Genomic DNA, 14,046 nt, shown 5'->3' with positions numbered 1-14,046 from the left:
ACTGAAGATATCTCAAAAGACTCTATACACTGCAAAAATGGCTTGTGAGAATCTCTAGTAAATTTGCACACTTCTGACTTTTATTGATTCCTTCTGCCTTCAGTCCTCTCTTCTAATGAAAAGGTCATGGGCTTAAAATATGCAAGTCTTGGTACCAAATCTTCTTTCCCATGTCCTCTTGCAATTCACAGCAGCGGCGGGAAAACACCGCCTCTACAGGATTCAGCAATTTTTAAAGTCAGGACATCCAGAGGCGATCGCTATCTTGGTAGCGATCGCCTCTGGTTTAAGATTGAGAAAAACAACGATTTTGTAAATATGGTGAAGTAAATGCTCAATTTCTATGTATTTTTAGCTAAAGGCTGGTTAAAATCTGGAACTTTTAAGTGTTTTCTTCATTCTCAGATTTTTTGAAGCATAGTATCTTTAGGTAAGAACTAATCAGGGCAAAATAATGATAATACTTAACATTATTCTAATTTGTGCAGGTTTAGGGATTAGTAGTTGGTTACTTTTAAGTTATGGAAATGAGTTAGTTAAAGCGATAAATGTCTTGTTTTCAGGATTAGAATCTATATTTATGGTGATTATCGTTATTGTTTTTAAAACTGTAAAATCCATAATAATTGGAGGAATCATTGCTCTAGTCTGTGCTGGAATATTTAAAATAGCGGGTGCCCAGATAAGCCTTTTAAAAGCCGCTGCGATTACAGTAGGAATTATATGTTTCGCTTTTCTCATGCTTAAAACCTTCGTAGAAGAGTGGAGTAACTTTTACTGGAGTATCCGCAATGTGATTCGCAACAAATATCGCTAACGGTGAAAACATCTAGTTTCTAAACAGAGCAAACTAAGCTAAGATTTTGAAGATTGTCATCTTCCAGTTTTTCTTATGAGAATTGCCCAAATTGCACCGCTGTGGGAACGAGTGCCACCTTTTCGCTACGGCGGGATTGAACTCATTGTCAGTTTACTAACTGATGAATTAGTTCGGCGCGGTCATCAGGTAACATTATTCGCCTCTGGAGACTCGATTACAAAAGCTCAGATGAAGTCAGTGCATAACCAGGCGCTGCGCTTAGATTCAAAGATTAAAGAGCCTGGAGTTTATGAGCTAATGATGCTCTCTCAGGTCTATCAACAGGCGCATCACTTTGATATTATTCACTCCCATGTCGGCTATGCAGCTCTGCCCTATACGCCTTTTGTGAAGACGCCGACCGTACACACCACACACGGCATTTTCACGCCAGATAATGAGAAAATATTCCGGCAATTTGCATGGGAGCCTTATATCAGTATCAGTGAAGCTCAGAGAGAACCCCGACTCGGTTTAAATTACATCCATACGGTCTACAACGGCATCGACCCAGCAGTATATCCCTTTCAGGAAAAACCAATTGAACCGCCCTATCTAGCCTTTGTGGGGCGTATTTCCCCAGAAAAAGGTCCGGAAGGAGCAATAAAAATTGCTCGTGCCAGCGGCTATCCTTTAAAAATGGCAGGTAAGGTTGACCCGGTAGACAAAGTTTATTTTCATGAACAGATAAAACCGCTGATTGATGGCGAACAAATCCAATATCTCGGTGAAGTTTCTCACGAAGAAAAGGCGCAGTTACTAGGAGGTGCCACCGTGACGCTATTCCCGATTACCTGGCGGGAACCATTTGGCTTGGTAATGATTGAATCGATGGCAACGGGGACGCCGGTGATTGGAATGGCGATGGGTTCGGTGCCAGAAGTCATCGCGCATGGCAAGAGTGGATTTGTTTGTCACTCTCTGCAAGAAATGATTGACGCAATTCCACAAGCGATAACCTTAAACCGCCAGACGTGCCGAGACTACGTTTTGAATCGCTTTAGCGTCAAGACGATGGTGGATGAGTATGAACGAGCTTATCAAATGACGCTAATGGGGAATCCGGAACGAGTAAAACACTAGCAAATTACTAATTTTTGGCATAAGTTTTTTCCTTGAATTTGATTAATTCTAAGGGATCTAAACCAGAGGGCGTCATCAATTCTTTTGCTAATAAATACCCGGCACAAGTCCAGGTTTGATGCCTTCTGGCTTCTCGACCAATTAAGTGACCGCTTTTCCCGTCATAATATTCAGGCCAATCTTCTTTTTGCAAACGTTTTCCAGCTTTTTCAATTGCTGCTTTTGCAAACTGCATATATTCTTCTTCTTTTGAATCTTGACCCAATTTTCGAGCGGCGGCTGCCCACATCCACATCAAAACAGGCCAACTTCCCCCATTGTGATACGACCAAGGGCTATTTTTAGGATCGCAACCCGTCAAAATTCTCCAATCTTCGTCTTCTATGGCTGGATAACAGATTTTGAAAGGCATTTGTCCAATTAGCTCTTTATCTCGTTTTTCGATGAGATTCATGATTTTTTCGGACTGATCGTTGGTAACTAAGGAACAAACGATTGCCATCAAGTTACCAACCGAAAAGAATCGAAAATCCATCTGCGATGGGCCAATATTTCCAACTAAATAACCCCCGTCTTCTGGCAGCCATTCGTCTAAATTAGCATAAGGAATAGATGCGGCATAGATATTGTATTTGTTGATAGCGGTTGCCCCATATTCCTCAACATTGTACTGATAGGTTTGATTTAAACGATCCATATCCATCCAATACTCAGTCCGAATATGGTTAGCCAGAGAACCCAATCGTTTCTCTATCGCTGAGAGAATATCTTTATTGTTGTGATTTTTGCGGTCGAGTAGCTCATCAGCAGCACGCAAGGCAGCGTAGAATAGGACTTGGATTTCTAGTGGGTATCCATAGATGCCCATTCGACGGTCAATCATAAAAGCTCCATCGGGAACTAAGAGAGTAGGTTCTCGATCGAAGCGATCGCTAAAACAAAGTTCCAGAATTAATCTGATTCCTTCTTGGAAGTCGGCTTGATGGACTAAAGAGGTGTCGCCCGTCGCTTTCCAATAAGCCCGCAACAGGATAATCCACCAGAGGCTAGAATCAACTGGCGTGACTCTAGCGATCGCGTGCTGACCAAAATCGGGGTCTAAGTGTTCTTTGCCCTTCTTATTCTTAATAATTTTGAAGCTAGCTGGCATTAAAACTCGACCCGTATTCAAAAAAGTTTCGGATCTTTCTTGCTGGTGTAGTTCTAACGTTACTTCTAGAAAATTTTTGACAATTTCCTTGCCGTTGACTGTCACCTCTTTTTTGTTATCAAGTTGAACGGAAAATTCACCTTTAACTAAAAATAAAAGTGCTACTGGAACAAAATCACGAATAAAAACTTGGTCATAATTCAGCGTATCTCTACTAACTTTTTTGGGGATATTTATTTCATTTTTATCTTTTTTATAAGTATGAGCGGCTGGAGTTCCAACCAGCCGTCCTTTATAAGAGATAAGCGAATCCACCAGTATTTGTAATGCTTCTATTTCCAGTGCCTCTACTCCCATCAGATGCGAACCTCCTTAATTTCTAGAGCAATCTATTATACGAGATGCTGCTTCATCACAGACACTTTTAAGCCAGAGAATTGTGCAACATAATCCCTTAAATAGAGCGTACTATAGAATGCAGGGTGTGGTGTATTGTTGAATTTCCATTTAACGCCGTCATCCCCGCAAAGGGCATGATTGACCAGGTTGAGCGAAGAAAAAATCCGTCCGCAGTAAGAGAGTTGGAAAAAAATTGGAAATTTTGTTCTCTCCGAACGATAGAGCGGATCGTTGATTAGATTTGTAGAAGTATAAAAAGGGCACATTTGTCGAAACCTCGATCCTCTACTGAATATCAGTAGCGATGGGTAAGGTTTTAAATTAGATCGTGTGACCCTGATTAAAGCCTCACAAAGACCCTGTATTCTTGAGCAGAAACCTGATTCATGGCACCGGATATTCTTGAACTGGACGGAAAAACCTTTGTTCCCGCACAAGAGCTGCCCATTCCAGAGTGGCCTTGCGTTCTTGGCGATCGCCCCCAACCGACTCTTACTATTAAAGACAATGACCTGTTTTTAGTCACCGATACCCTGGGCAACATTGCCGGGTGTTTAGGCGATGACATGAATGCCAGCATGGGGCTTTTCTGCGCCGATACGCGGTTCCTTAGTCGCCTGGAACTGCAAATTAACGGACGCTCCCCCGTCTTGCTCAGTAGCACAGCTGACAAAGGATTTGCCCTTTCAGTTCTGTGTACCAATCCCAGCATGGACGGAGGAGAGCGATTAGAGGGAGGGGATAAATTAGAGCCAAATGAGCAAATTGACGGCGGGGCAATTTTTGACTTTGCACCTCTTCGAGCCGACACCATCGGAATTAACCGAGAAATTGTCCTAAATGGAGCGCTGTTTGAAGAATTAACTGTTTCCAACTACAGCACCAGTTCCATTCGCTTTCAACTTAGCCTCAGCTTTGATGCGGATTTTGTGGACTTATTTGTAGTCCGGGGGTACGGTCGAAAAAACAAGGGGCAGCTGTTACGAGCCGTGCCTAAAAGTCAAGCCGCAGAACCCGAAAAGCAAGAAATGACGCTCGCTTATCAAGGGTTGGATGGCTCTGTAATGGAATCGCACATCGAGTTTGTTCATCGCCAGCCAGACACTCTCAGTGGTTATACGGCAGTTTGGCAGCTGGAGATGGAGCCTCACGAAACTCAAAAACTGGGCTATCGGCTGCAAATGCGTACCAATAACCGTCCCACTTCTAGGGTATCTGCCCCAGTCACACTGGTACAGGCTAGAGCCGCAGAGTTATCGGAGCAGCAAGAGTGGCGTCAACACGTAACCGGGATTCGCTCAGACAAAAACACGTTTAATCGAGCGATCGAGCGAGCCGAGCAGGATACTTATTTACTGCGCCAGTCTTTCGGCAAAGGGAAGGTACTCTCGGCTGGGGTGCCTTGGTTTTCGACGTTGTTTGGGCGCGACTCGATTATTGCAGCGTCGCAAACGCTGATGCTCGATCCGACAATTGCCCGCGAAACCCTAACGATCTTGGCTGAATACCAAGGGAAGACGGATAATGAGTGGCGCGATGAGCAGCCAGGGAAGATTTTGCACGAGCTGCGGTTGGGTGAAATGGCGCGTTGTGAAGAAATTCCCCATACACCTTATTACGGCACCGTAGATGCGACCCCGCTATGGTTAATGCTGTATGCGGAACACTTTGCCTGGACAGCCGATCGGGAAACCCTAGAGCTACTGTGGCCTAATGCCTTGGCGGCAATGGATTGGATTGACCGCAACAGCAAGGAAACGGGTTATCTCATCTACCAACGCCAATCGAAGCGGGGTCTGGCGAATCAGGGGTGGAAAGACTCTGGCGACTGTATTGTGAATCGCAAGGGGCAGATGGCGATGGGCGCGATCGCTCTTTGTGAAGTGCAAGCTTATGTCTATGCTGCCAAAATCCGTCTGGCAGAAATTGCCCGCATGAAGAAGCGCCTTGATTTAGCCGACAGGTGGCAAGATGAGGCGAGAGATTTGAAGAATCGCTTCAATCGGGATTTTTGGATGCCAGAGGAAGATTTCTGCGCCTTGGCTTTGGATGGCGACGGCAATCAGGTTGATAGTATTACTTCTAACCCCGGTCACTGTCTGTATTTGGGCATCTTGACACCAGAAAAAGCTTATAGCGTGGCGGAACGGCTACGGGCACCGGATATGTTCAACGGCTGGGGAATTCGCACCCTCAGTAGTTTGTCACCGGCTTATAATCCGATGGGCTATCATGTCGGTTCTGTGTGGCCTCACGACAATGCAATGATTGCGATGGGGGTGCGATCGCTCGGTCTAATCGATCAAGCGCTGGAACTTGCCAAAGCTTTAATTGATATGACTTTACAGCAACCTTATCAACGACCGCCAGAACTTTTCTGCGGTTACGAACGCACAGAAGATAACACTACGGTCAAATATCCCGTCGCTTGTTCTCCTCAAGCTTGGGCAACCGGCAGTATCTTCCAGTTGCTGCAAATGATGGTAAATTTAGTCCCCGATGCTCCCAATAACTGCTTGCGGATTATCGATCCTGCTTTGCCGGAGTCGATTAATCGTCTAGCGCTACAGAACTTGAGAGTGGGGCAGACTTTGCTGGATTTGGAATTTGAGCGTTCCGGCAATACCACTGCCTGTCGGGTTGCCAAAAAACGCGGTAATTTGCGGGTTGTGATTGAAGCTTGATTTAGAAGCTGGGTGGGGAATGCCCACCTAGCTCTATCAAGCTGATTGCCAGTCTCTAAAAAACCTTGCTAATTTTTCGGCTAAATTATCCAATTTTACTTTTGAAATAGCTCTGATTCATGCTTCCTCGGTGTCCCCATTGATACCGGGAGAAGATTTATAGAGGGCGTCCAATTGTTCGCGGGCGTCTTCTACGGTCATGGAACGCATCACGAGAAGCGGTTCATTAATCGGGTTCCCGGCATCATCTAATAGTTCCGGGTGTGGGATTGACCCATAAGGAGAGCGAGAATCTCTAAATTGGGACTGCATCCCTGGTGGGTAGCGCCGTTGAGAATCCATACTACTGATGGTTAACAAGTTGCGGAGCATATTCCCTATAGCAAGAAACGCCAGAACAGTAAAGGCAATTAAATAAAGCAGGTGTAACATACGATTTTCCTCCAAGCCGCACAGTCTAATGGGATGTTCGTCAATAGGGGCTTTCGCATTCGTGGCGAAACGGTAATGCTTGCCCCCGGATTTTCCGTAAAAATGTTTCGCCCTTAGATTTACTTGTTCGTGGAAGTGGATTGCTCAGCGTGGAAGCGCATCGACACCTGCCAACACTCAGTAACCAACTGGTGCCACGGCATCAGAACTGACGTTTCAATGCCAACTTGAGCATCAGTCGCTTGAAAGAGCATCTGAGCGGTGCTGACTTCCGCGTGAGCAAGCTTGACTCGATCCAGTAAGTCGGATTGCTGTTGGGCACTTAAAAAAGTAATTTCTTCAGTTTCTAAGAGAGCGCGCGATCGCGCAAACCAATACTGAAAATCTTCTAAGAGCGGTTGTAATACCGTTTTCAGCAATTCATTTTCAGGCAAGTTGGAAGCAGCCATGAATCAAAAACCGAATACTATCTAAATTTAATCTTAACGTAGTTTACAATTCGTAATAATATTTTTAGATTCTCTTAAACAACAACCACATCGCCAGGGAAAAACAACCTCGGTATGATAGAGGCAGTAACACCCGATTAATTGCCCGTTTCTTCGTCCTTATGGAACCGCCGATGAGCGTCTCAGAATCTCCAGCGTCTCAAGAACAGCCAGAAAAAATGTATTTGCCCCGTACCAGCGAATCTGAATCGTTGAAGAAAATCCGTCACACCGCTTCCCACGTTATGGCAATGGCGGTGCAAAAGCTGTTTCCCAAAGCGCAGGTGACTATCGGCCCTTGGATTGAGAACGGCTTTTACTATGACTTTGATAATCCAGAGCCATTTACCGAAAAAGATTTGAAGTCCATCCAGAAAGAGATGGTCAAAATCATCAATCGGAAATTGCCGGTGATTCGGGAAGAAGTCAGTCGCGAGGAAGCTGAAGGTCGGATCAAGACAATTAATGAGCCTTACAAGCTAGAAATATTAGAAGACATTGAGGAACCAATTACCATCTACCACTTGGGGGATCAATGGTGGGATTTGTGTGCTGGCCCTCATTTGGAAAATACCAGTGAGTTAAATCCGAAGGCAATCGAACTCGAAAGTGTTGCCGGTGCTTATTGGCGGGGGGATGAAACGAAAGCTCAACTCCAGCGCATTTATGCCACCGCTTGGGAAACGCCAGAACAGCTGGCTGAATATAAGCGCCGCAAGGAAGAAGCGCTACGCCGAGATCACCGCAAACTCGGCAAAGAACTGGGACTCTTTATTTTCTCAGATCCGGTGGGGCCGGGATTACCTCTGTGGACGCCGAAAGGAACGGTGTTGCGAAGTGTTTTAGAAGACTTCCTGAAGCAGGAACAGCTGAAACGCGGATACCAGCAGGTGGTGACGCCTCACATTGCCAGAGTCGATTTATTCAAAACTTCCGGACATTGGCAGAAATACAAAGAGGATATGTTCCCGCTGATGGCGGAAGATGAGCAGGCGGCGGCGATAGAACAGGGATTCGTCCTGAAGCCGATGAATTGCCCCTTCCACATCCAAATCTATAAGAGCGAGTTGCGTTCCTATCGGGAACTGCCGATGCGTCTGGCGGAATTTGGCACCGTCTACCGTTACGAGCAATCTGGGGAACTGGGCGGCTTAACGCGGGTGCGCGGTTTCACGGTGGATGATTCTCACTTATTTGTGACGCCAGAACAGCTAGACAGCGAATTCCTGAAAGTGGTGGATTTGATTCTGTCGGTGTTCAAGAGTCTGCAACTGAAAAACTTCAAAGCGCGACTCAGTTTTCGCGATCCGGCTTCAGATAAGTACATCGGTTCCGATGAAGCTTGGGAGAAGTCTCAAGGAGCGATTCGCCGCGCCGTGGAAACCTTGGGCATGAACTACTTTGAAGGCATTGGCGAAGCCGCATTTTATGGCCCGAAACTGGATTTTATCTTCAGCGATGCCTTAGACCGCGAGTGGCAGTTGGGGACTGTCCAAGTGGATTACAACCTGCCAGAACGGTTTGATTTGGAATATGTGGCGGAGGATGGTTCCCGGAAGCGTCCGGTGATGATTCACCGCGCTCCCTTTGGCTCCTTGGAACGGCTCATCGGGATCTTGATTGAAGAGTATGCGGGGGATTTCCCGCTGTGGTTAGCGCCAGTCCAAGCGCGATTGCTGACGGTGAGCGATGCCCAGTTGCCTTTTGCTCAGGAAGTGGCACAGAAGATGCGATCGCTCGGTATTCGCGTGGAAGTCGATACCAGCGGCGATCGCATGGGCAAAATGATTCGCAATGCCGAAAAGGACAAGATCCCTGTCATGGCGGTGGTAGGGGCGAAAGAGCTGGAATCAAATAGCCTGAGTATTCGCACCCGCGCGGCTGGCGATGTGGGGGTCATTCCTGTAGAAGAAGTGTTGGAGAAGATGAAAAACGCGATCGCTAACTTCGACAATTTTTAAGAAGTTGCCAGTTCATAGTTCATATAGGGGCACTCCAAAAGAGTGCCCTTTTTCAATTGGGTGCATCTCAATAACAGCAAAAATGCCACCCCAGCTCAGCCTCTCTCCGCTTGCAAAGAGGGGTTAAATCTTTCCCCCTCTCCGTTGACGGAGAGGGGCTGGGGGTGAGGTTCCGCCTTTATATTGCACGCTATAAATCCGTTTAATATTGATATTTTTCAGCTTCCCAGTGCCTGCCGATTCCAACATTTTTTAGAGTGCTGGTTTGGGAAATCTAACAAATAGATTGCTAATCCCGATAACAAATACATACAGTACAACCGCACCCGCAAGCGTTACCGCAGTGTAGGCAGTTGCTTTATTTTTCGGGCATTTCATCACAATCGGCAATCCCAGATATAGCAGATATACGCTATACAACCCAGCAAGAAATGCGAAAATCGTGAAACTTGGGATGATACGGAGGATACCGGCTAACCAGGCAGGTGTGTTGGCATAAGCAGCAACTTTAAGAGCTTGTAGCTGATTTTTCTCGGCTGAAAATTGAGGAGCGAAAGCATTAATAATCAACGACAAGAAAAATACGCTTAATAGTGTTAGTAAAAAGCTAACACCTGCATATAAAATAGCTGGCACTAAGGGCAACCGAGACGTAACGATACTAGAGGTATTGATGCCGATAACTGCCCAACCAACCGCTGCGGCGATTGGAGCGATCGCTGCCAGAGGAGCAATATAGGTGTTATACAATCTAGCGCTAGAGGTTGTTTCTTTTGCGATCGCTCGCCACTCACTTTTGGGGTGCAACAGGATATTTGGAATGCGCTTAATTAAGTTCATTTTTCACTTTGTTTTATTGATTTGATGTAGCAGAACTGATTTTAAGCCCCAATCCAGCTAAACACTATATATCTTCCCAATTATTAGGATTTCACCCTTTTGTCAGATGCTGCCAGCACAGATATTAGTCAAATCAATATCCATTTAAATATTCCTTTAGTAAGAGGATTTAAGAGGTTGACAAAAGGTATGCTAAAAAGGGTTTTGTCTTAACTCTCTGGCTAGGTAGGATCTAGCTAAGGTGGAGGTGGTAAAAAAGCGATCGCCCTGGTAAAACATCCGAATCATATGGGATTTCACGGTTGCGGGGATGTTTTCTTGCTGTCATGAATTTGATGAATGAGGGTAAAAGCACGCGAAGCCTAGAGACGAATCAAAGATTTACCTTCCTGCACGCAAATAGGGCACGCAAATAGGGTGCCGGTAGTAGCGATTGGTGAATTTTGACTGTACCGCAAAAGGCGCGGCAACTTGTGTGAAGGCAATTTGTGTCAAATAAATCCCGTTGCGAGGCGGCGATGTGATACCGAATACAGTTCTGGCGGGAATCCTAAGTGAAGGAGCAACTGCTTTTCGCAAAATCTATTTGGTAATAGAGGAATTGCAAATGCAAGTATGCGATCGCCCACTGCAATACACCGCAATAATACACAGGTTGACCCATGCCAACAAAGGGATTGCTTAGCTTAGAATCTGTCATCGATCGTCGTCCTCTGACTGTATCGGCTGACACCCCACTGATGGACGCGATCGCCATGATGGGCAAAGCGAAAAGCAGTTGCGTACTTCCTAGCTTGAAGATACCCCCAGAAGCAGTGCTAATGAGCGAGGCACGAGCTAGCGCTGTCTTTGTAGTAGAAGGGTTGCAGTTAATCGGAGTGTTTACCCACACAGATGCTATCCAGGTAATTGCCTCAGGAATCAATTTAGCAGAAGTCAAGATTGCCTCGGTGATGACGCAGCCGAGCATCGCTCTGACTGAATCTGACACAGAGAATATTTTCACAGCATTGTCAATCCTGCGCCAGCATCAAATTCGCCACCTACCTGTTATAGACGCGCAAGGGCAAGTGGTAGGCGTCATCACCCTAGAAAGTATTCGCCAAGCACTGCCCCTCGATGAGCTAATCAAATCGCAGCCTTTGACAGAAGTGATGACTGCCCCAGTTATTCAAGCACCGGCGACGGCTTCGGCGCTGAGCTTAGCTCAATTAATGGCAGAACACCAGGTCAATTGTGTTGTGCTTACAGAAGAAAGTTCCGAGTCGAGTTCTATTGAAAACTCAAAACTTCAACCCGATCCCTTGAGCGAAGCAAAGGTTCAACACTCAAAACTTCCTACGCATCGCTACACTAACAAAACTCAAAACGTGCGACCTACCGCTACGCTAACAACCCTCCTGAAGCCAGTAGGGATTGTCACCGAACGGGACATCATCGATCTTCAGGCTCTCAGCCTGGATTTATCGCAGATACAGGCGTTTAGGGTAATGAGGGCATCCGTGTTGTCTTTAAGCCCCTCAGATTCAGTGTTAGTTGCCCTTTGGGAAATGCAGCAGCACCAGGTGCAGCGAGTTGTGGTGTCGGAGAATCCCAGGGAGCTGTTAGGTATTGTTACCCAAACCAGTTTTTTGCAAACGCTCGATCTCACACAAATATCTACAGCAGTAGAGCAATTGCAGCAATCGATCGAGCAGTTTGAAGCCGAATCCTCTCTCCCCCCGCCCAATGAAACCCTAGAACCTCAAGGACAGGAAAGCCCAGCGGAACTCTTGGAACAGCTTGAGCGCAATCGCCTGTTAACCACAATTGCCCTTCGCATTCATCAATCACTCAATTTGGACGAAATTCTGAACACCGCCGTCGCTGAAGTGCGGCAATTTCTCCAAACTGACCGCGTGATTATCTACCGTTTTAATCCAGATATGAGTGGCACTGTCGTTGTCGAATCGGTTGCTGAGGGCTGGCAACCTGCTCTAAGTAGCACAATTCACGACAATTGCTTTGGGAAGAATTATGCCCAAGCCTACAAAAAAGGGCGTATTCAAGTCACAGCAGATATTTATACCACCGGGTTAACCCAATGTCACATCGATATCCTGGCTTTGTATGATATCCGAGCGAGTCTCGTGGTTCCGATTCTGCAAGGAGAACATTTGTGGGGTCTGCTGTGCGCCTATCACTGTTCGGGACCCAGGCGGTGGCGGGAGTTTGAGATTGATTTGCTCAAACAATTGTCAACGCAAGTAGCGATCGCAATTCAGCAGTCTGAACTTTATCAGCAAGTACAAGCTGAACTCGCCGAACGCAAACGAGCAGAAGAGCAACTCAAGGCTTCGCTTAAAGAAAAAGAGGTGCTACTGAAGGAAATTCACCACCGCGTCAAAAACAATTTACAGATTATTTCTAGTCTGTTAAAGCTGCAATCTGCCTATACCAAAGAGGAACAGGTTCTGGGAATGTTCAAGGACAGTCAGAATCGCATTCGCTCGATGGCTCTGATTCACGAAAAATTGTATCAGTCCAAAGACCTATCTAGGATAGACTTTGCTGAGTATATTCGCGACCTGGCAGGAAATTTACTTCGTTCCTACAAAGCAAGCTCTCAGGCAATTACGCTGAAAACAAACGTTAATGACATTAACCTAAACATTGATACAGCGATTCCTTGTGGTCTAATTATCAATGAATTAATGTCCAATTCCTTAAAACACGCTTTTCCAACGCCCAGTATCGATAAGGAAATTTGTATTAATATTTACTCAAACGGCAATTATCAATTTATTTTGAACGTCAGTGACAACGGAATCGGTTTCCCGAAAGACTTGGACTTCCGGAATACTGAATCCTTGGGGTTGGAGTTAGTCTGCACCCTCACTGAACAATTAGACGGGACTATCGAACTTGATAGTCGTAGAGGGACAAGCTTTTTTATCACATTTTCAGAAATCGGCAACATTAGGAAGACATAAATAAAAAAAATGGCAAAGGAAAAAATTTTAGTAGTTGAAGATGAAAGAATTGTTGCCAAGGATATCGTAAAGAGCTTGCAACGCTTAGGATATAACGTTGTCGCTTCTGTTGCTTCGGGAGAGGAAGCGATTCAAAAAGTATTGGAAATTCAGCCCGATTTAGTGTTAATGGATATTATGTTGAAAGGACAATTGGATGGAATAGAAACCACTGAAAAAATTCATAAAAACTTCGATATTCCAGTAATTTATTTAACTGCTTATGCCGATAAAAAAACCCTGGAAAGAGCCAAAATCACAGATCCATTTGGCTATATAATTAAACCGTTTGATGAAAGAGATTTACATACTACGATTGAAATCGCACTTCGCAGACATTTAGCCGAAGCAGCAACTCGCGTAGCTCTTGAAAAAGAAAAACAATTAAGCGAACTTAAATCTCGCTTTTGGTTCATGGTTGCCCACGAATTCCGTAACCCGCTGACCGCAATTTTATCTTCTGCTGAACTACTGGAATCTTATAGCCACGAATTAACAGAACTTAGAAGACGTGAGTATTTCTATCTTATTCAAACCTCGGTTCATTCGCTGAACAATTTATTAAACGAAGTTTTAGAGTTTGGAAAAGCAGACGAAGGAAAACTAGAATGCAAGCCAAAACCCCTGGATTTAGTATGCTTTTGCCGGGATTTGGTAGACCATATGCAATTCAGCTCTGGTTCAAAACATAGAATTATTTTCACAAATCAAGGTGAGTGTACTGATGCTTGTTTGGATGAAAAACTGCTGCGGCATATATTTAGTAATTTGTTAGGGAATGCTATCAAATATTCACCCGAAGGCAGCAATATCTACTTTGAACTTTTGTGTGAGAATGGAGAGGCAGTTTTTCAGGTAAAAGACAACGGAATTGGCATTCCTCCAGGCGACCGAGAACTATTGTTTGACTCATTTCATCGAGCGACAAATGTGAGTAGTATTCCCGGTCATGGACTAGGACTAACGATTGTCAAAAAATGTTTAGACTTACAGAGTGGAGAGATTGCTGTAAATAGTGAAGTTGGAGTGGGGACTACTTTTACAGTCATGCTGCCATTGAACATCTGCGTAATGCCGGAAAAAAACGTTCCTTCATAGATAGCAGGCTGTTAAACGGTAGAGTCTATAATAGTCTATTT

11 protein-coding genes are annotated in these 14,046 nt (G+C 45.2%); 7 read left to right on the top strand and 4 right to left on the bottom strand.

The window, feature by feature from the left end:
• The first annotated feature begins 139 nt into the window (after positions 1-139).
• The 3 genes from H6F52_RS04245 to H6F52_RS04235 all read left to right on the top strand — a co-directional run bounded on the left by H6F52_RS04245 (position 140) and on the right by H6F52_RS04235 (position 1,942).
• Positions 140-316 carry a hypothetical protein gene (locus tag H6F52_RS04245; protein ID WP_190532153.1) on the top strand — a complete coding sequence of 59 codons (177 nt, stop codon included), beginning with the start codon at positions 140-142 and terminating at the stop codon, positions 314-316.
• Positions 317-454: 138 nt separating this feature from the next.
• Positions 455-817 (top strand): hypothetical protein, encoded by a 363-nt coding sequence (locus H6F52_RS04240; protein WP_190411615.1) that lies wholly within the window; start codon positions 455-457, stop codon positions 815-817.
• Between the two features lie 75 nt (positions 818-892).
• A complete protein-coding gene (locus H6F52_RS04235) occupies positions 893-1,942 on the top strand; it encodes a glycosyltransferase family 4 protein (protein WP_190532150.1) in 1,050 nt (349 codons plus the stop codon).
• A gap of 7 nt (positions 1,943-1,949) precedes the next feature.
• Here the strand turns inward: H6F52_RS04235 and H6F52_RS04230 are convergent, their stop codons facing one another.
• Entirely contained in the window at positions 1,950-3,449 is a 1,500-nt protein-coding gene (locus tag H6F52_RS04230; RefSeq protein WP_190432495.1) for a glycoside hydrolase 100 family protein, read from the bottom strand.
• Positions 3,450-3,877: 428 nt separating this feature from the next.
• Between H6F52_RS04230 and H6F52_RS04225 the strand changes: the two genes are divergently transcribed.
• Positions 3,878-6,175: an amylo-alpha-1,6-glucosidase gene (locus H6F52_RS04225; protein ID WP_190532147.1), complete on the top strand. Its 2,298-nt coding sequence runs from the start codon at positions 3,878-3,880 to the stop codon at positions 6,173-6,175.
• 117 nt (positions 6,176-6,292) lie between these two features.
• Here the strand turns inward: H6F52_RS04225 and H6F52_RS04220 are convergent, their stop codons facing one another.
• Together H6F52_RS04220 and H6F52_RS04215 are read right to left on the bottom strand one after the other, a co-directional pair.
• Entirely contained in the window at positions 6,293-6,607 is a 315-nt protein-coding gene (locus H6F52_RS04220) for a DUF2973 domain-containing protein (RefSeq protein WP_190411611.1), read from the bottom strand.
• A 119-nt stretch (positions 6,608-6,726) separates the two neighbouring features.
• Entirely contained in the window at positions 6,727-7,056 is a 330-nt protein-coding gene (locus tag H6F52_RS04215) for a DUF2605 domain-containing protein (protein ID WP_190411610.1), read from the bottom strand.
• 173 nt (positions 7,057-7,229) lie between these two features.
• Between H6F52_RS04215 and thrS the strand changes: the two genes are divergently transcribed.
• Positions 7,230-9,056, top strand: a complete 1,827-nt coding sequence (gene thrS / locus H6F52_RS04210) for a threonine--tRNA ligase (protein ID WP_190411609.1) — start codon at positions 7,230-7,232, stop codon at positions 9,054-9,056.
• Positions 9,057-9,308: 252 nt separating this feature from the next.
• Here the strand turns inward: thrS and H6F52_RS04205 are convergent, their stop codons facing one another.
• Positions 9,309-9,896 (bottom strand): Yip1 family protein, encoded by a 588-nt coding sequence (locus H6F52_RS04205; protein ID WP_190411608.1) that lies wholly within the window; start codon positions 9,894-9,896, stop codon positions 9,309-9,311.
• Between the two features lie 662 nt (positions 9,897-10,558).
• On the opposite strand from H6F52_RS04205, the gene H6F52_RS04200 reads away from it, so the two are divergent.
• Positions 10,559-12,868 carry a CBS domain-containing protein gene (locus tag H6F52_RS04200; RefSeq protein ID WP_190532144.1) on the top strand — a complete coding sequence of 770 codons (2,310 nt, stop codon included), beginning with the start codon at positions 10,559-10,561 and terminating at the stop codon, positions 12,866-12,868.
• Between the two features lie 9 nt (positions 12,869-12,877).
• On the top strand, positions 12,878-14,005 hold the full coding sequence (locus H6F52_RS04195; protein ID WP_190411606.1) for an ATP-binding protein: 1,128 nt from the start codon (positions 12,878-12,880) through the stop codon (positions 14,003-14,005).
• Positions 14,006-14,046: the final 41 nt, after the last annotated feature.

The organism is Coleofasciculus sp. FACHB-542 (assembly GCF_014695825.1).
Taxonomy (GTDB): domain Bacteria; phylum Cyanobacteriota; class Cyanobacteriia; order Cyanobacteriales; family FACHB-T130; genus FACHB-T130.
This window is presented reverse-complemented; position numbering and strand designations above follow the sequence as displayed.

Coding starts and splice junctions, on each gene's coding strand:
- H6F52_RS04245 (WP_190532153.1), top strand. CDS start 140: ATGCAAGTCTTGGTACCAAATCTTCTTTCCCATGTCCTCTTGCAATTC.
- H6F52_RS04240 (WP_190411615.1), top strand. CDS start 455: ATGATAATACTTAACATTATTCTAATTTGTGCAGGTTTAGGGATTAGT.
- H6F52_RS04235 (WP_190532150.1), top strand. CDS start 893: ATGAGAATTGCCCAAATTGCACCGCTGTGGGAACGAGTGCCACCTTTT.
- H6F52_RS04230 (WP_190432495.1), bottom strand. CDS start 3,449: ATGGGAGTAGAGGCACTGGAAATAGAAGCATTACAAATACTGGTGGAT.
- H6F52_RS04225 (WP_190532147.1), top strand. CDS start 3,878: ATGGCACCGGATATTCTTGAACTGGACGGAAAAACCTTTGTTCCCGCA.
- H6F52_RS04220 (WP_190411611.1), bottom strand. CDS start 6,607: ATGTTACACCTGCTTTATTTAATTGCCTTTACTGTTCTGGCGTTTCTT.
- H6F52_RS04215 (WP_190411610.1), bottom strand. CDS start 7,056: ATGGCTGCTTCCAACTTGCCTGAAAATGAATTGCTGAAAACGGTATTA.
- thrS (WP_190411609.1), top strand. CDS start 7,230: ATGAGCGTCTCAGAATCTCCAGCGTCTCAAGAACAGCCAGAAAAAATG.
- H6F52_RS04205 (WP_190411608.1), bottom strand. CDS start 9,896: ATGAACTTAATTAAGCGCATTCCAAATATCCTGTTGCACCCCAAAAGT.
- H6F52_RS04200 (WP_190532144.1), top strand. CDS start 10,559: ATGCCAACAAAGGGATTGCTTAGCTTAGAATCTGTCATCGATCGTCGT.
- H6F52_RS04195 (WP_190411606.1), top strand. CDS start 12,878: ATGGCAAAGGAAAAAATTTTAGTAGTTGAAGATGAAAGAATTGTTGCC.